Here is a 17,030-nt window from a genome sequence, read left to right on the forward strand (position 1 = left end):
CGCGGTCGCTTCGGCCTGCGACGACGACGCACTGTCTGAACACCTCGACCCCGTTCCAGTGCCTCGTCTTCCCAAGGACCTCTCATGTCCGTTGTCGCTGTCCTGTCCGCGCGGCTGACCGCTGCCGCCTCCACCGCCTTCGGCCTGTCCGGAGCCGCCGCTGACCCCGAGCTGCGGGCCGCGACCAAACCCGAGTTCGGCCACTTCCAGACCAGCCTCGCGCTCCGGCTGGCCAAACAGCTGAACCAGCCGCCCCGGAAGATCGCCGAGCAGCTGGTCGCCCACGCCGACCTCGCCGACCTGTGCGCGCCCCTCGAGATCGCCGGGCCCGGCTTCGTCAACCTCACGCTCCTGCCGAGCACCCTGGCCGACGGCGTCAACAACCTGGCGCGGAGCTTGCCGAGCAACGGCCGGCGGGCCGTCGTCGACTACTCGCAGCCCAACGTCGCCAAGCAGATGCACGTCGGCCATCTGCGGTCGACGGTGATCGGCGACGCCCTGTGCAACGTTTTGCGGTACGCCGGGTACGACGTCGTCCGGCAGAACCACGTCGGCGACTGGGGCACGCAGTTCGGCATGATGGTCGAGCAGCTCGTGGACGAGGCGACCCGGGCCGAGTCGCTCGACCTCGAAGAGATGCAGCAGCTCTACCAGCGGTCCCGGCGGCACTTCGACACCGACCCGGCGTTCGCCGACCGGTCCCGGCGGCGGGTGGTCCTGCTGCAGTCGGGTGATGCCGAAACCAGGGGCATCTGGCAACAACTGGTGGACATCTCGCTGACCGAGTTCGACCGGGTCTACGCGTTGCTCGGCTCGCCGCTGACGCGGGACGACGTGGTCGGCGAGAGCGCGTACAACGCCGACCTGCCCGGGATCGTGGCCGAGCTCGACGCGGCCGGGCTGCTGACCGAGTCGGACGGGGCGCAGTGCGCGTTCCTGCCCGGGTTCACCGGTCGCGACGGGTCGCCGTTGCCGGTGATCGTGCGCAAGTCCGACGGCGGGTTCGGCTACAGCGCGACCGACCTGGCCGCCGTCCGGCACCGGGTCCGGGACCTGCACGCCGACCGGATCGTGTACGTCGTGGACCACCGGCAGTCGCTGCACTTCCAGCAGATCTTCGCGCTCGCCCGGGCCGCCAACTGGTTGCCTGAGACAACAACAGCCGAGCACGTCGCGTTCGGCACGGTGCTCGGCCCGGACGGCAAGCCGTTCAAGACCCGCGACGGCGGCACGGTGTACTTGGTCTCGCTGCTCGACGCCGCGGTCGACCAGGCCGCCGCGCTGCTCGCCGATCGCACCGGCATCGACACCGCGGCGGTCGCGCGGGCCGTCGGCATCGGCGCGGTCAAGTACGCCGACCTGTCCAGCGACCGGACCAACGACTACGTCTTCGACCTGGACCGGATGGTCGCGATGACGGGCAACACCGGCCCGTACCTGCAGTACGCGCACGCCCGGCTGACCCGGCTGCTCACCAAGGCCGGCCCGACCGGCGACAAGGTGACGGTGCTCGAGGACCCGGCCGAACAGCGGCTGGCCCTACTGCTCGCCGGCTTCGGCGACGCCGTCCAGCAGGTCGCCGAGACGCTGCAACCGCACCGGCTCTGCACCTACCTGTACGACGTGGCGACCGCGCTGTCCGCCTTCTACGAGTCGTGCCCGGTGCTCACCAGCGAAGGCGAAACCCGGACCAGTCGGCTCGCGCTGTGCGGCGCGACTCGCGACGTACTGCGTGACGGGCTGTCGCTGCTGGGCATGACCGCGCCGGACGCGATGTGACGGTCAGAGCTTGCGCAGCGTCTGCAGCGCGTCGATCGCGTGGGCGACGAGCTCCTGGTCGGTGAAGCGTCGCTCCTGCTCGGGCAGACCGGACCACTCGATCGCGAGATCCTCGACGTAGGCGAACCAGGCGTGCACCCGCATCCGCTCCGGCGCCGCCGGCTCGCGGTCCGCGCCGGAGACGTCGAGCAGGTCCAGCACCCGGTCGGCGAGCGTGTCGCGGGTCTGGGCGTAGACCTCGACGGCGTACTCGTCACCGCCGGCCGCGCCGCGGACGAAGGAGATGTAGGCCCGGCGCCGGCGGGAGATGAACGCGACGAGCGCGAGCAGCATCTCGCGCAACTGCTCGTCCCGCGGCCGTGACGCGTCCGGCTTGGTCAGTCGCAGCATCCGGCGGCCGGCCGCCGAGATGACCGCGAGGTAGTAGTCGTGCTTGCTCGGGAAGTACTCGAACAGCACGCTGCGGGAGACGCCGGCCTCGCTCACGATCGCGTCGATCGACAGTTCGTGGATCGGCTGCGTACGCAGCATCATCAGGCCGATCCGGACCAGCTGCTTCTTGCGGTCCTCCGCCGACAGTGCGTGATCCATTCGTCGAGCATTGCTCAGCAGGTGGGGCAGATCAAGACAGGCACGACGAGGTTGACCAGTAATTAAGGTGCTGCGACATCATTGCCACCTCTACCTTCGTGAGCATGGGTATCGACGAGGGGTGGCCGGCCGGGCTGACGGCCCGGCCGATCGGCAAGGACGACGCGGTCGCCTGGGCCGAACTGCTGGCGGCCAAGGAGAAGGTGGACGCCGAGGGGGAGAACTACGACGCCGACGACCTGATCGAGGAGCTGGCCGACCCGAGCCTGGACGCGGCCCGGGACACCATCGGTCTGTGGTCCGGCGAGCAGATGATCGGGTACGGCGTCGTCCGCGCGCCCGACGAGGTCGTGGACGTGCACCGGGTCCGCACCGAGGGCACGGTGCATCCGCAGTGGCGTGGTCGTGGCATCGGCAGCGCGCTGGTGCCGTGGCTCAACCGTCGCGCGGCCGAGCTGCACCACGAGCGGCAGCCGGGCGCCCAGGGTGAGATCAACACGGGCACGATCGACACGAACACCAGCGCCAAGGAGTTGCTCGCCGATCTCGGTTTCGAGAAGTGCCGCTACTTCTTCTCGATGGAGCGCGACCTCGGCAAGCCGGTCGAGGTGCCGGCGCTCCCGGCCGGAGTCCGCCTGGTCCCGTTCACCCCGGCGTACGACGAACCGCTGCGGCTCGCGCACAACGAGGTGTTCCTGGACCATTGGGGCTCGACACCGAAGAGTCCGGACAGCTGGAAGACCTGGTACACCGGGTCGCGGGCGTTCCGGCCCGCACTCGCGTATCTGGTCCTGGACGGTGACGAGGTGGTCGCCTACACGCTCGGCTACGAGTACGTCGCCGACACCGCGGCGACCGGGATCCGCGAGGTGTACATCGGCCAGGTCGGGACCAAGCGGTCCCACCGCGGCCAGGGGCTGGCCGCGCTCGCGCTGGCCAAGGTGATGGCCGAGGCCGCGGCCGCCGGGTTCCAGCGGGCGTCGCTGGGCGTCGACGCGGACAACCCGACCGGTGCGCTCGGTCTGTACGAGCGGCTCGGCTACACGACAAAGAACACCTGGATCACCTACCGACTGCCGCTGGACTGAACGCCCACCACTCACCAACCGCCTGCCAGCGCCTGATTCCAGGCGGTGGCAGGCGGCCGGACGAGTGAATGACTCGGCTTGGTGAGTGCTGGACGTCCGGCTCAGAAGTGCGAGTCGACGGCCACCGGCTCGACGGCGGCCGGTTCGGTCGCTGTTCCGGGCTTGACCGCCCTGCGGCGAAGCCACGGGCGGACACCGAGCACGATCACCAGCAGCGTCAGGCCGGCGTAGACCGCCGAGCCGATGAAGGCGGCGTGCACACCGTCGGTGAGGATCTCGCGCGCCGCGTCGACCGGGTTCGCCGCGGACGAGGTCGCGTTGCGGGTCGCCGTGCCGAAGACGGTGACCAGGATGCCGAGGCCGAGGGCGCCGCCGACCTGCTGCAGAACGTTGAGCAGACCCGACGCCGCTCCCGCGTCCTCCGCCGGTACGCCGGCCAGCGCGCGCCCGGTCAGCGGGATGAAGATCAGCCCGGCGCCGGCGCCGAACAGGATCAGCGGGCCGACCACGCCGCCGAGGTAGCTGCTGTCCAGCGTGATCCGGGTCAGCCAGAGCATGCCGGCCAGGACCGAGACCGCACCGGCGATCATCATCAGCCCGTTGTCGACCCGGCCGGTCAGCCGCGGCACGATCCGGGACGAGGCGAACAGCAGACCGGTCATCGGCAGGAAGGCCAGGCCGGCCGCCAGCGGGCTGAACCTCAGCACCCCCTGCAGGAACTGGGTGAGGAAGAAGAACATCCCGAACATCGTGCCGACCACCAGCAGCATGGTCAGGTACGACGCCACGCGGTCGGCGTTCGCGAACATCCGCAGCGGCACGATCGGGTGGCTGACCCGGCGCTCGACCAGCACGAAGACGACCAGCAGCGCGACACCGGCCGCGAACGACGCGAGCACCTCGGGCGAGCTCCAGCCCGCCTCGGCGACCCGGATGAACCCGTAGACCAGCGCGGTGATGCCGACCGTCGAGGTGAGCGCGCCGGCCACGTCGAAGCGGCCCTGCTCGCGCGGCGTCTCGGTCAGCACCCGGCGGGCCGCGATCACCAGCGCGATGCCGATCGGGATGTTGATGAACAGACCCCAGCGCCACGAGACCCAGTCGGTCAGCATGCCGCCGAGCACCAGGCCGATGCTGGCGCCGCCGGAGGAGACCAGGCTGTAGAGACCGAGCGCCTTCATCCGCTCCGGCCCCTCCTTGAAGGTCAGCATCAGCAGGGTCAGCGCGGCCGGTGCGGCGATCGCGCCGCCGATGCCCTGCAGGACCCGGGCGGCGAGCAGCAGCTCCGCCGTGGGGGCCAGACCGCCGAGCGCCGAGGCGAGCGTGAACACGCTGACGCCGGTGATGAAGACCCGGCGGCGGCCGAGCAGGTCGCCGGCCCGGGCGCCGAGCAGCAGCAGACCACCGAAGGCGAGCGCGTACGCGTTCTGCACCCAGGACAGGTTGGCCGGGCTGAAGTCGAGAGCGGTCTGGATCTTGGGCATCGCGATGTTCACGACGGTGCCGTCGAGAATCACCATCAACTGGGTGATCACGATCACCGCCAGGACGACACCGGGGCGCCGGGCGGGACTGGAGGGCTCGGCGCCGGTGAGCGCCGCGGAGGTGGCCGACATAGGAGGAACTTGCTCCTTCCCCGCGAGGGGCTAGAGTTGGATTCAGGCGAAAGTGGAGTCTTCCTCCGGATACGATACGGAGGGTACCTCCGCTTTTTCAAGTGCTTTGTCCCGCTCGCGTCGAAGGAGGTTCGATGAGCACGTCCGCCCAGGCCTCCGCCCGGCCGTCGCTGCCCGACCTGCGCCCCACCAGGGCCGACGCCCGGCGCAACTACGACCTGCTGGTCGCGGCCGCGCGTGAGGCGTTCGCCGAGACCGGCACGGACACCTCGCTGGAGGAGATCGCCCGCCGGGCCGGCGTCGGCATCGGCACGCTGTACCGCCGCTTCCCGAACCGGTGCGCCCTGCTCGAGGCGGTCTACGTCGACGAGATCCAGTCGGTCTGCGACCGGGCGTACGGCTTCCACGAGCAGCTCGGCCCGTTCGACGCGCTGGCCGCCTGGATGCGCAGCTTCGTCGGCTACAACGTGTCGAAGAAGAGCCTGGCCCACGAGCTGACCGCCGCCCTGGGCAAGGACTCGGAGTTCTTCAAGGCCTGCAAGATGAACGTCAAGGACGCCGGCGAGCTGCTGCTGGACACCGCCAAGCAGGCCGGCGCGATCCGGCCGGACCTGGAGCTGATGGACGTGATGCGCCTGATCGGCAGCATCTCGTCCCTGCCCGGCATCGAGCCGGAGCAGGCCGAGCGGATGCTCGACATCGTGCTGGCCGGCATCAAGCCCCAGGCCTGAGAGCTACAGCGTTCGCCGATAGTCCGCGAGCGCTTCGCGCCAGTCGCGCATGGTGATGCCGGCCGCCTCGAGCGCCGACAGGTCGAGTGCGCTGTTGCTCGGCCGCGGCGCGATCGTCTTGCCCCGCGCGTACTCCTCGGAGCTGATCGGCCGGACCTTGCAGGAGCTGCCCTCGAGGATCGCGGTCGCGAAGTCGGCCCACGACACCACGTCGCCCGCACCGGTCGCGTGGTACGTGCCCGACGGCGCACCGCTGTCCAGCAACGCGACCAGCGCCGCCGCCAGGTCCACCGTGTACGTCGGCCGCCCGTACTGGTCGTCGACCACGGTCAGCTCGTCGCGGTCCGCGCCGAGCCGCAGCATCGTCCGCACGAAGTTCGGCCCGTCGCCGAACACCCAACTGGTCCGCACCACGTAGTACGTCGGAGCCAGCCGCGCGGCCAGTTCCCCGGCCGCCTTCGTGATCCCGTAGACGCCCTGCGGGTCGATCCGGTGCTCGGCGGTCAGGAACCCCTCGCCGTCGCCGAACACGTAGTCGGTGCTGACGTGGACCAGCGGGATCTCCAGCCGGCGCGCGTGCCAGGCGAGGTTCGCGACGCCGGTCGCGTTCACGTCCCAGGCGCTCGGCGTACTGTCCAGGTCCTCGGCCTTGTCGACCGCGGTCCACGCCGCCGCGTTCACGATCGCGGTGATCCCGGCCCAGTCGAAGGCGTCGAGCGCCTCCCGCGAGGTGATGTCCAGCTCGGCCGACGTAACGGCCCGGGCCGCCGGCAACTGATTCACCAGCGCCCGCCCTAGCTGCCCACCTGCGCCGGTGATCAGGATGGTCATGTGAAATCCCAGTCCACGCGGATCGGTGCCACGTCCTCGAGCATCGGGTGGCCCGCGTCCTTCTCGCTGTAGATCAGCTGGTCCTTCGGCAGCGGCCACGGGACGTTCAGCTGCGGGTCGAACAGGTTGACCAGCGTGTACTTGGCGTCCGGCGACCAGTGCGCGTTGACCAGGTAGTTGTAGACCGTGTTCGGCTCGAGCGTGCAGAACGAGTTGCCGCAGCCGCGCGGGACGTAGAGACCCTGCCGCGGCGTCAGCTCGAAGGTCTCGAGCCGCCCGAAGCCCGGCCCCTCCCGCAGGTCGACGATCGCGGTGAACACCTTGCCGTACGCCGGGGAGATGTACTTGTCCCACGGCTCGGCGTGAATCCCCCGGGTGACGCCGATCTCGGCGTTGAAGGAGACGTTGTTCTGCACGACCTCCAGGTGCGGCAGGCCGAGCTTCTCCAGCTTCTCGGCCTGAAAGCTCTCCTTGAACCAGCCGCGGCCGTCGTCGAAGACCTGCAGCTCGACGTGCAGCAGCCCCGGGATGCTGGTCTCGGTCAGGGTCGGTCCGGTCATCATCCTGCCTTGGTGAACTCGTAGACGGCGGCACTGCCGTTGCGGTACCGCTCCTTCGCGAACGGTTCGAGCGTAGCCGCGTGCGGGCGGGTGAACTCCACGTAGATCCAGCGCACGCCGAGGTCCTTGAGCTGCTGGGCCTTGGCGGCGTCCGGCTGGGCGACGAAGCTGTCGTTCAGCTGGAGGATCTCCGGCTTCCAGTAGTCGACGGTGATCGAGTCGCGGCCCTCAGGACCACGCCGGTTCGCCTCGACGGTCGGCGTCCAGGCCTCGACCAGCATCTGCCGCTCGGAGAACGCGCCGACCACGAATCGCCGGCTGTCGCACTTCTTCGGCTCGATCGGCGTCGTGCAGTGCCGGTTGGTCATCACCAGGTCGTTGACGTCGGAGTGGTCCCGGATCCACCGGGCCGCGGCGATCTGCTCGGTGCCGACCGCCAGGTACGCCGTGGACTTGACCGGCTTCAGCGGCAGGACCGGCGCGGCCTCGATCTGGACGCGGGTCACCATCGTGACGCCACCGGCCAGGATCGCGACCGTGATCGCGGCGAAGAACGCGGTGAGCCGCATCCGCGGGGTGAGGAACCAGGCGATCGCACCGGCCACCACCAGTACGGCCAAGCCGACCGCGATCATCTTGGTCGCGTGGATCAGGCCGCCGTGGTTGGGCTGAATCACCCCGATCGTCCAGATCGGCAGCAGCACGAAAAACGGCCCGAGCACCAGGCCGACGGCGACCGCGCGCCACCAGCGGCTCTTCAGCTCGCGAACCATGGTGAGCAGACCGACCGCGGAACCGATCGCGAGCAGCGGGCCCGCCGTCCGGGCGAAGTAGTACTGGCTGGAGCCCGGGTGCGCGAACACCGCGACCGCCGCCGCACCGGCGAAACCGCCGCCGAGCAGCAGCCACGCCACCGGGTCGCGACGGCCCTCGGCGGTCTTGAACCGCCAGAGCAGGCCGGTACCGCGGGCGAAGATGCCGAGCACGGCGACGATCGAGGCGAACGCCATCGACGTGGTGGTGAGCTCGCCGACCCGGTTGATCGCCGGCGTCGACATCGCGGCGTCGTGGAACTGCACGTGCAGCCCGGAGTCAGAGCCCTGGAAGACCACCACCAGCGCCACGATCAGCGCGCCGGCGGTCAGTACGCCGTCCAGCACCAGGCCCTTGAGGCGGGAGCGGTCGAACAGGATCATCGCCACGAAGGCCAGGCCGACGCCGGCCACGACCAGCGGCATCGTCGAGCCCTTGGTGCCGGACGCGGTCAACGCCAGCAGGGGAATCAGCAGCAGGCCGACCCGGCCCATCTGGTTGCGCCAGCGGAAGACCAGCAGGATGACGATCGCGATCAGCAGCGGCACGGACGGCGCGAGGCTCGGCGACAGCGGAGCCATCGGGTAGCCGAGGGTGGTCAGGCCGAACAGGTTGAGCTCGCCACCGGCGATGCAGAGCAGGGCGGCGACCGGACCGGTCCACGCCACCCCGGTGATCCGGACGGCGGCGATCGCGACCACCAGCACGATGGCCAGCGGCATCAGCGCCGGCATGAAGCGGAACAGCACCTCGTCCAGACCGGCGCCGGAGACGGTGGCCACCTGGGCGATCCACGCGTGGCTGAACCAGTGGTAGGCCATCGGCGCGTTCTCGACCCAGGGGAAGCTGATCGGGCCCCGGTGCTGCAGCTGGCCGGACATCGCCAGGTGCAGGTACGCGTCGATGTAGGGAGCGCGGAAACCGCTGGTCCACTCGAGCGGCTCACGGTTGTAGTACTGCCGCAGGTCCTGCAGGCCGAACAGCGACGTCGCCGCCACCGCGGGCATCCACCACAGCGGAAGAGCGCTGGTCCGTACCCGGCGGATCCGGGCGCGGGTCCGCGGGATCGCCAGCAGGGCGACCGCGAGGGCCACCGGCAGCGCGGCCGACAGCCACGGCCACTGCAGCAGACCGGCCACGATCTGGGCGCCGATCGCCAGCATGAAGCCGACGGCCAGGCCCATCATCACGTCCTCGATCCACCAGCCCCGGTTCGGCCGGACGCACCGCCACACCAGCACACCCGGCAGCAGCTGGGTGACCACCAGTCCCAGCAGGGCCAGGACAGCCGCGCCGGCCGGCAGATCGGCCCGGACCGCGGTGGTCAGGAAGAAGGCCACGGACAGCAGGAGCACCACCGCACTCACCGCCGTCGAGGGCCAGCGGCCGAAGCGCGTCCCGGTCGTCGGTTCCGGAGGTGTCGTCGCGACAGGTGACGACAACTCGGCGGTCTGTGACATCGGATCTCCTGACGAACGGGATTACGCACAGTGCACGGGCCGGGGCGCGGCGGCCGGGTCGGGCAGCAGCATAGCGGCGTCACCAGGGCAGCCGGACGCCCGTCGGGGGGCAGATCACCCGATGCGCTGGTAGGGTGACCCGCTGATGCGCGCACGGCGCACGCTTCCGAGGAGAGCTATCTTGTCCGACGATCCCCTCGCCCAAACCCCGCAGAGCGGCGAGCCGGACGGCACGTACGTGTCGAACTACTTCGAGACCCGTCTGGCGCACAACGCGAACCGCACCAAGATCTGGCAGCACCTGTGCAACTACCTGCAGCGCTGGATCTCCACCGACGCCGAGGTGCTCGAGCTCGGAGCGGGCTGGTGCGACTTCTCGAACAACGTCAAGGCCAAGCGCGTGGTGGCGATGGACCTCGACAGCACGGTGGACCGCGCCGCCGCCGCGCACGTCGAGCCGGTGATCGGTGACTGCACCGACCTGGGCAAGTTCGAGGACGGCACCTTCGACGTCGTGTTCGCCTCCAACCTGCTGGAGCACCTGGACCGCGACTCCTCCAACCGGCTGCTCGCCGAGGCCAAGCGGGTGCTGCGGCCCGGTGGCCGGCTGATCCTGATGCAGCCGAACTTCCGGCTCAACCCGGGCCGGTACTTCGACGACTTCACCCACGTCGCGATCTTCACCGACCAGTCCCTGCAGGACTACCTGGTCGCCGAGGGCTGGAAGATCGACGCGGTGAAGGCCAAGTTCATGCCTTTGACGCTGAAGTCCAAAGGCGGCAACCTGACCTTCGTGGTGCCCTGGTACCTGCGTTCGCCGATCAAGCCGCTGGCCGGGCAGATGCTCGTCGTCGCGTCCCGCTGACCGGCTCCCCACACCCCGATGACACAGATCCGATAGGTGCACAAGCGTGTTCAACGGTAAAACACTGTCCGTGGTCCTTCCGACCTACAACGAGAAGGACAGCATCGCCGACGTCATCCGCCGGTTCGACAAGCTCGGCGTGGTCGACGACATCCTGGTGATCAACAACAACGCGGCGGAGGGCACCTCGGAGGAGGTCGCCTCCACCAACGCGCGGGAGATCATCGAGACCAAGCAGGGCTACGGCGCCGCGATCCAGCGCGGGCTGCGCGAGGTCGACACCGACCTGGTCTGCGTCTGCGAGCCGGACGGCACGTTCAACCCCGAGGACCTGCTGAAGCTGCTGTCGTTCTCGGCCGAGTGCGACGTGGTGGTCGGCTCCCGGACGGTCTCCAACTTCATCTGGGACGGCGCCAACATGGGCTGGTTCCTGCAGTTCGGCAACTGGGCGGTGGCCAAGATGCTCGAGGTGCTGTTCAACACCGCCTCGATGAGCGACGTCGGCTGCACGTTCCGGGTGATCACCCGCGAGCACGTCAAGACGATCGTCGACCGGGCCACGCTGGACGGCTCGGCCTTCGGCCTGGAGATGCTGCTGATCTCGGTCGTCACCCGGGCCCGGATGGTGCAGATCCCGGTGAACTACCACCCGCGGGTCGGCGTCTCGTCGGTGACCGGCGACTTCGGCAAGACCGTCACCCTCGGCCTGGAGATGATCCGGCTGATCCTGAAGACCCGGCTGAAGACGATCGGCCGGCGTCCGCGCCGCGCCGGTGCGGCGGCGAACGCCTCCGTCTGATCTGCGCACGCCCCATCTCGTAACGTCCGAAGAAGCCGAGGCTATTGCCTCGGCTTCTTCGGACGTTACGGGGTCTTCGCCGACGCCAGCAGGCGGTGGGCGAGGGTTTCGAGGGCCGTTCTGAGTTCCGGGGGCTCGACGACGTGCCACGGCTCGCGGACGAACGCCAGGCGCTCGGCGTACCACTCGGGGTCATCGGTGCTGCCGACCAGCCGGCACCGGTCCGGGCCGAGCTCCTCGAGCCGGCCCAGGCTGCCCGGGATGCAGCGGGCGATCTGCTCGGCGCTCGCCTCGAAGACGATCTCCACCTGGTGGCGCCAGCCCGAGGAGAGATGGTCCTGGACGGCCTCGGCCGGGTCGATGCCTGATGGCGGGGCGAAGGTCTCCGGCAGCGGCTCGGCCGAGACGATCCGGTCGATCCGCAGCACCCGCTGGGCTTCCCGGGTGTGCGACCAGCCGAGCAGGTACCAGCGGCCGTGCCGAACCGAGACGGCCCACGGGTCGACGTCCATGCTCAGCGGCTCGACGTCGCACTCGCCTCGCCGGTAGCCCAGCCGGAGCCGGTGGCGCTCGGTGCAGCCGCGGACGACGGCCGCGGTGATTTCCGGGTCGGGCATGGCCAGTCGCGACGACGGGGTGATCATCGCGCGAATCGCGTCGGCCGGGCCCGCGACCGCGGTCGGCAGCACCCGGACGAGCTTGGCCAGCGCGCTGCCGGCCGGGTCGGTCACGTCGGAGACGTTGTGGTGGCCGCCGAGCGCCGCCATCATCAGCCCGAGCGCCTCGGCGGTGGAGAACATCAACGGCGGCAGACGGTACCCGCGGCCGATCCGGTAGCCGCCGTACCGGCCCGAGGTGGACTCGATCGGGATGCCGGCCTCGCGCAGGATCCCGACGTACCGGCGAGCGGCGCGGTCGGTCACCCCGAGGCGGCGGCCGAGCCGCTCACCGGTGATGCCCGGGCTGTTCTGGATCAGCTCGAGGGCCAGCAGCGCCTTGGCTGTCGGGCTCGCGTCTTCCATCCCGTCCCCTGAGTTCCCGGACGCGGTCCGTCCGCGAATCCAGGTTAGCGCGTGACCGGGCGGTGGGTGTCGAGCTGGGCCAGGTCGGCGGCGGTGAGGCCGGCGTGCCAGCCGGCGCCGTTGGTGATCCGGGTCCGGCGGGTGACGGTCTCGGGGAAGAGCTTGGTGAACAGGGCGTCGACCTGCTGCTCGCGGCGGCTGAGCACCGGCAGCAGCCGGTCCTGGTCGGCCTCGGGGACGGCGGACCGGGCAGCGTCGGCGGTCGCCTGCAGGCGTTCGCCGATCCGTTGCGCGTAGGCTATCAGGAAGGACTGCCGGAACGACCTGGTCCGGGACTCGCCGCGCCGGCCGAAGTGTTTGCCTGCGGCAAGCATCGCCCGGTTGGCCTGGACCAGCAGCGACGTGGCCAGCAGTTCGGTCAGCTGCAGGTCGAGCTCGCTGCCGACGATCGTGACGACGGCGAGCTCGTCCATCGTCACGGTCCGGCAACCGTTGGCGTGGGCAACAACTCCGACGAGCTGCGCTTTCGCTGTGACATAAGGGGTTTCGACCCAGATCCGGCGGGCGCCCGAGTCGTCCGGCAGGTCGAGCTCCGGGCCGGCGTCGAGCAGCGCGTGATCCAGCGAGAACTTCGCCATCAGCTCCTGCGCCTTGCCGGACAGGGCCTCGGCCTCGTCGGGGAACTCCGTCGCCTCCGCCTTGGCCAGCAACGCCCGGACGCGGGCCAGCATCTTGCGGTCCGTCGCCTGATCGGTCCGCTGCGTCGCGCTCTTCGGCGTCGGCCGGGCGGTGCCCGGCAGGGGGAACAGACGGGCCAACGCCGGCAGGTGGAAGAGGAACCAGGCCAGCGACGCCACTCGGTGCAGCGCCAGGTAGCGCCCGAGCCGGTGTTCGGCGGACCAGGCGGTGAGATCCAGATCGGCGTACGGCGGCTCGAGGCCCAGCTCGGCCAGCTGGTCGGACCAGCGCGCGTCGAGCGTCTTCGGCTTGTACGCGCGGTGCTCGGCCGCGATCACCGCGAGCAGCAACGGCTCCGCCCCGGGCTCCAGTTGCCGCCGCGCGTTCTGGACGACGTCCGCGGGTGCCCAGCCGCGTTCCCAGGTCTTGCGCATCAACTCAATCAGGAACTGGCGGATCACCCGGTCGACCAGCTGCTGGTCCTGCTCGTCGTACCGTCCGAGCTCCGCGAGCTGGTGCTCGGGGTCCGCAGCGATCGTCACCAGCTGCAGGACCCGCAGCACCTCCGCTTCACTCACGTCCTCCAGTGTCTCAGGCTTCCGGTAACCGGCTGACCGGCAGCCCGAAAGCGGCGAACAGATCCGGCCGATGGAAGGCCATCACCGCCGCCACCCCGGCCTTGGTGAGCGTGAGTACCTGGATCGCGTATCCGTGCAAGAGACCGTCGCGTCCCCGGATGTAGACCCCGAACGCAGGCTGACCGTTGGCCGAGGTCTCGACCATCCGGCGACGGCCCGCACCGGTCGGCAACTTCGCCGCCAGCAGCCGTAGGACGTCCGGCCGTCCGGAGAACCAGGTGGGTACCGGCGGCATCTCCCAGCGGGTGTCGGCCGTCAGGAGCCCTTCCAGCGCGACCAGGTCGCCCTTCTCGAAGGCCACGGCGTACTGGTCGAGCAGGGCACGGCGTACGGGCTCGTCGGGCTCGCTGTACTCGTCCTCGGCCGGGGAGAGCCTGGCCAGCTCGGCTCTGGCCCGCTGGAGTGAGCTGTTGACGGCGGCTGTCGTCGTTTCGAGCAGGTCCGCCACCTCCGCCGCGGGCCAGGCCAGGACCTCCCGCAGGATCAGTACGGCGCGCTGCCGGGGCGGCAGGTGCTGCAGCGCGGCGACCATCGCCAGCCGGAGGGTCTGACGGTTCCCCACCACCAGAGCCGGGTCCAGCAGGTCCGGGAACGGCTCGAGCCAGCTGATCTCCAGGGCCTGCGCCTCCAGGTCGTTGGGGTCGTTGCCCGGTGCGCCGATCGCGGACGGGACGACCCGGCGGCTGCTGTGCTGCAGCGCGTTGAGGCAGACGTTGGTGGCGATCCGGTAGAGCCACGTCTTGACCGATGACCGCTGCTCGAAGGCGCTGAACCCCTTCCAGGCGCGCAGGTAGGTCTCCTGGACGGCGTCCTCCGCATCGTGCAACGAGCCGAGCATGCGGTAGCAGTGCGCGATCAACTCGCTCCGGTACTGCGCGAACTCGTCCTCCAGGTTCATGCCCGCACCTCCACGGTCCGCCGGGCGCTGATGCCGAGCCCGGCCAGTGCTCCGGCCAACGACAGTACGCCGCAGACCACCATCGCGCGGGTGATACCGGCGCTGAACGCCGTGTAGCCGCCCGCTCCGGCGAACGCGGCCGCCGCCACGGCCACACCGGCGACGCCGCCGAGCTGGCGGAGCATGGCGTAGACACCGGACGCCGTACCGACTGATGCGCGGGGCAGGGAGGCGACTCCGGCGCTCTGGGCGGCGGGCATCGCCATCGAGACGCCGCAGCCGGCGACGATCAGCGGGAGCACCAGTTCGGCGTACTGGATGTCGGGGCGGGCGATCAGGGCGATCCAGAGCATGCCGAGGCCCTGCAGGACGAGCCCGGCGACCACGAAGGGCCTTTCGCCGTACCGGTCGACCAGACGGCCGGCCACCGGTGCGACGAGGAAGAGCGTCACTGTCCAGGGCAGCAGCTGCAGACCGGCCTCCAGCGGGCTCGAGCCGAGCTGGACCTGCAGGTACTGGTTCAGGAAGAAGACTGCTCCGAGCAGCGCGGCGCTGAGGAAGAAGCCTGCCGCGTTGCCCGCCGAGAAGGCGTGGTTCCGGAAGAGCGCCAGCGGAACCATCGGCTGGTCGGTGCGCGACTCCCAGGCCAGGAAAGCCAACAGGAGAAGGGATCCGGCCAGCAACGCGCCGATCACCTCGACGCTGGTCCAGCCGGACGCTTCACCCCGTACGACGCCCCACACGAGGCCGAGGATCGCCAGCGTGGCCAGGACCGCGCCGAGCGGGTCGAGCCGGCGTACCGCTCCCCGGCTCTCCGGGATCCGGCGCAGCACCAGCGGTACGGCGAGCAGCCCGACCGGCACGTTGATCCAGAAGATCCACTGCCAGGCGAGTCCTTCCGTGACCGCGCCGCCGATCATCGGCCCGCCGAGAACGGCCAGACCGGTGAGACCACTGAAGATGCCGATCGCCCAACCGCGGCGTTCGGGTGGGAAGGCGGCGCTGAGCAGACTCATCGCCAACGGCATCACCACCGCGGCGCCGACCCCCTGCAGCGTGCGGGCGGTGATCAGCCAGGGCACCGACGTAGCCAGCGCGCAACCGATCGAGGCGACCGTGAACAGGACCAGACCGGCCGCGAAGGTCCGTCGGCGTCCCCAGCGGTCACCGAGCGCCGCGGCGGTCAGCATCAACACCGCGAAGCTCAGGCTGTAGGCGTTGACGGTCCACTCGAGCTGCTCGATCGACGCACCGAGGTCCTGCCGGATCGTGGTCAGCGCGGCCGCGACCACCAGTACGTCCAGGGCGACCATCACCGACCCGACCGCGGTCAGGCCCAGCACCCAGCGTTGCTCGCCCGTCGTCATCTGCTGTCTCACTGCGTCCTCCAGGAACTGTCGCTGTCACTCGTACTGACAGCTCCCGGCCCCCGGATTCATCGCGGCGATGAGTTCCGGCCTCCGCGCCGGTCTGTACCGGCGAGAACACTCACCTCAGGAGGAACCCATGAGCAGCACAGTGATCCGCTACCGAACCAAGCCGGACGCCGCGGACGAGAACCAGCGACTGATCGAGAAGGTCTTCGCCGAACTGGCCGAGGCCCGGCCCGACGGCCTGTCCTACGCCAGCTACCGCCTGGACGACGGTGTCACCTTCGTCCACGTGGTCAACGGCGAAGGTCTGCTGGACCTGACCGCCTTCCAGGAGTTCCAGCGCGACCTCAGCGACCGTCTGGAAGGCACGCCCGACCGCGAGCCGGCAGCTCAGCTCGGCCGCTACCCCGTCTGACTACCCGCGTCACGGGGCGGGCCGGCGGCCAGGCGGTCCCGGACCTGCTGCATGCGCTCCGGACAGTGGTGCGGCATCTCCCAGCGGGTCTCCAGCCACCAGGTGGCGCCGGCGTCCGCCCACGGCTTCACCGCGGCCGCAGCCGCGGTGGGGTCGTCCGCCGGCGTCTCCCCCTCCGCCAGGACGTCCAGGTCCGGGCGGGCGCCGCGCTCGGACAGCCAGCCACGCATCGCGGCCAGCTCGGCGGGCGACCCCTCCCCGGCGTACTGGGGGAGGACGCCGTCGCAGCGCAGGGCGCGGCGCATCGACTTCGGCCGCGGCCACGCGCCGACGACCCAGAGCGGGATCCGGTCCTGCACCGGCCGGGCGACCACGGTCAGGTCGTCGCGGACCGACTCGTAGGTGTAGTGGCTGCCCTGGTAGCGCAGCCCGCCGTCCCAGAGGGTGCGGATCAGGTCGATGCCCTCGTCCATCATCGCGGCCCGGGTGCGCAGGTCGACCTGCTCACCGGTCGACGGCAGGTCCGTTTCCAGGGCGCCGAGGCCGACGGTCAGGATCGCCCGCCCGTTCGACAGCTGGTCCAGGGTCGCCACCTGACTGGCCACCTTCCACGGCCGTCGGAACGGCAGCGGAGTCAGCATCGTGCCCAGCCGGATCCGCGAGGTCCGGGCCGCGATCGCACTCAGCAGGCTCCACGCGTCGACGCCGTACGCGGCTTCCCAGACGAAAACGCCGTCCCAGCCGGACTGCTCCGCGACAACCGCCTGCTCCAGCTGCTCGGCAGCGGTGCCGCCGGGCAGGATCATCCCGTATCTCATCCGTTGTTCTTATCGCGAATCGGTGGTTGCCTGAAAGATGCCCGGGAGGGACCCG

The 17,030-nt window shown here is 70.2% G+C and carries 16 protein-coding genes; 6 read left to right on the plus strand and 10 right to left on the minus strand.

Going from position 1 to position 17,030, the window contains the following annotated elements:
• The first annotated feature begins 84 nt into the window (after positions 1 to 84).
• Complete coding sequence (argS, locus tag BWI15_RS29755; protein ID WP_077017855.1) at positions 85 to 1,779, plus strand: arginine--tRNA ligase; 1,695 nt, start codon at positions 85 to 87, stop codon at positions 1,777 to 1,779.
• 3 nt (positions 1,780 to 1,782) lie between these two features.
• Here argS and BWI15_RS29760 read toward each other — a convergent pair whose 3' ends face one another.
• Positions 1,783 to 2,370, minus strand: coding sequence for a TetR/AcrR family transcriptional regulator (locus BWI15_RS29760; RefSeq protein ID WP_077017856.1), 588 nt, complete (start codon positions 2,368 to 2,370; stop codon positions 1,783 to 1,785).
• Between the two features lie 104 nt (positions 2,371 to 2,474).
• Here BWI15_RS29760 and BWI15_RS29765 point away from each other — a divergent pair, with 104 nt between their 5' ends.
• The gene (locus BWI15_RS29765; RefSeq protein ID WP_077017857.1) at positions 2,475 to 3,458 is read left to right on the plus strand and encodes a GNAT family N-acetyltransferase; all 984 of its coding nucleotides are present in this window, start codon (positions 2,475 to 2,477) and stop codon (positions 3,456 to 3,458) included.
• Positions 3,459 to 3,559: 101 nt separating this feature from the next.
• Here BWI15_RS29765 and BWI15_RS29770 read toward each other — a convergent pair whose 3' ends face one another.
• Positions 3,560 to 5,074 (minus strand): MFS transporter, encoded by a 1,515-nt coding sequence (locus BWI15_RS29770; RefSeq protein ID WP_077017858.1) that lies wholly within the window; start codon positions 5,072 to 5,074, stop codon positions 3,560 to 3,562.
• A 134-nt stretch (positions 5,075 to 5,208) separates the two neighbouring features.
• Between BWI15_RS29770 and BWI15_RS29775 the strand changes: the two genes are divergently transcribed.
• Positions 5,209 to 5,805, plus strand: coding sequence for a TetR/AcrR family transcriptional regulator (locus BWI15_RS29775; protein ID WP_077017859.1), 597 nt, complete (start codon positions 5,209 to 5,211; stop codon positions 5,803 to 5,805).
• 3 nt (positions 5,806 to 5,808) lie between these two features.
• On the opposite strand, the gene rfbD is transcribed toward BWI15_RS29775, so the two are convergent.
• Genes rfbD through BWI15_RS29790 form a run of 3 tightly spaced genes read right to left on the minus strand, consistent with a single transcriptional unit; the run spans position 5,809 to position 9,469 of the window.
• Positions 5,809 to 6,636 (minus strand): dTDP-4-dehydrorhamnose reductase, encoded by an 828-nt coding sequence (gene rfbD, locus BWI15_RS40285; protein WP_077017860.1) that lies wholly within the window; start codon positions 6,634 to 6,636, stop codon positions 5,809 to 5,811.
• Complete coding sequence (locus BWI15_RS40290; RefSeq protein WP_077017861.1) at positions 6,633 to 7,196, minus strand: dTDP-4-dehydrorhamnose 3,5-epimerase family protein; 564 nt, start codon at positions 7,194 to 7,196, stop codon at positions 6,633 to 6,635. The genes rfbD and BWI15_RS40290 overlap by 4 nt, the downstream gene beginning before the upstream one ends.
• Positions 7,196 to 9,469 (minus strand): hypothetical protein, encoded by a 2,274-nt coding sequence (locus BWI15_RS29790; RefSeq protein WP_077017862.1) that lies wholly within the window; start codon positions 9,467 to 9,469, stop codon positions 7,196 to 7,198. The genes BWI15_RS40290 and BWI15_RS29790 overlap by 1 nt, the downstream gene beginning before the upstream one ends.
• Positions 9,470 to 9,650: 181 nt before the next feature.
• Between BWI15_RS29790 and BWI15_RS29795 the strand changes: the two genes are divergently transcribed.
• Together BWI15_RS29795 and BWI15_RS29800 are read left to right on the plus strand one after the other, a co-directional pair.
• A complete protein-coding gene (locus BWI15_RS29795; protein ID WP_083751101.1) occupies positions 9,651 to 10,334 on the plus strand; it encodes a class I SAM-dependent methyltransferase in 684 nt (227 codons plus the stop codon).
• Between the two features lie 70 nt (positions 10,335 to 10,404).
• Positions 10,405 to 11,133, plus strand: a complete 729-nt coding sequence (locus BWI15_RS29800; protein WP_237771519.1) for a glycosyltransferase family 2 protein — start codon at positions 10,405 to 10,407, stop codon at positions 11,131 to 11,133.
• A gap of 65 nt (positions 11,134 to 11,198) precedes the next feature.
• On the opposite strand, the gene BWI15_RS29805 is transcribed toward BWI15_RS29800, so the two are convergent.
• From BWI15_RS29805 to BWI15_RS29820, 4 genes are read right to left on the minus strand one after another with little or no spacing between them, the layout of a single operon-like run.
• Entirely contained in the window at positions 11,199 to 12,155 is a 957-nt protein-coding gene (locus BWI15_RS29805; protein WP_077017864.1) for a helix-turn-helix transcriptional regulator, read from the minus strand.
• A 44-nt stretch (positions 12,156 to 12,199) separates the two neighbouring features.
• Positions 12,200 to 13,411 carry a DUF2786 domain-containing protein gene (locus tag BWI15_RS29810; protein WP_237771520.1) on the minus strand — a complete coding sequence of 404 codons (1,212 nt, stop codon included), beginning with the start codon at positions 13,409 to 13,411 and terminating at the stop codon, positions 12,200 to 12,202.
• A gap of 13 nt (positions 13,412 to 13,424) precedes the next feature.
• A complete protein-coding gene (locus BWI15_RS29815) occupies positions 13,425 to 14,369 on the minus strand; it encodes a sigma-70 family RNA polymerase sigma factor (RefSeq protein ID WP_077017865.1) in 945 nt (314 codons plus the stop codon).
• The gene (locus BWI15_RS29820) at positions 14,366 to 15,748 is read right to left on the minus strand and encodes a DHA2 family efflux MFS transporter permease subunit (RefSeq protein ID WP_237771521.1); all 1,383 of its coding nucleotides are present in this window, start codon (positions 15,746 to 15,748) and stop codon (positions 14,366 to 14,368) included. Before BWI15_RS29820 ends, BWI15_RS29815 begins: the two co-directional genes overlap by 4 nt.
• A gap of 127 nt (positions 15,749 to 15,875) precedes the next feature.
• On the opposite strand from BWI15_RS29820, the gene BWI15_RS29825 reads away from it, so the two are divergent.
• Positions 15,876 to 16,157, plus strand: a complete 282-nt coding sequence (locus tag BWI15_RS29825) for a hypothetical protein (protein ID WP_143465965.1) — start codon at positions 15,876 to 15,878, stop codon at positions 16,155 to 16,157.
• On the opposite strand, the gene BWI15_RS29830 is transcribed toward BWI15_RS29825, so the two are convergent.
• Entirely contained in the window at positions 16,145 to 16,975 is an 831-nt protein-coding gene (locus BWI15_RS29830) for an LLM class flavin-dependent oxidoreductase (protein WP_077017867.1), read from the minus strand. The two genes, BWI15_RS29825 and BWI15_RS29830, sit on opposite strands and share 13 nt — an antisense overlap.
• Positions 16,976 to 17,030: the final 55 nt, after the last annotated feature.

This window comes from Kribbella sp. ALI-6-A (genome assembly GCF_001984195.1).
Taxonomy (GTDB): Bacteria; Actinomycetota; Actinomycetes; order Propionibacteriales; family Kribbellaceae; genus Kribbella.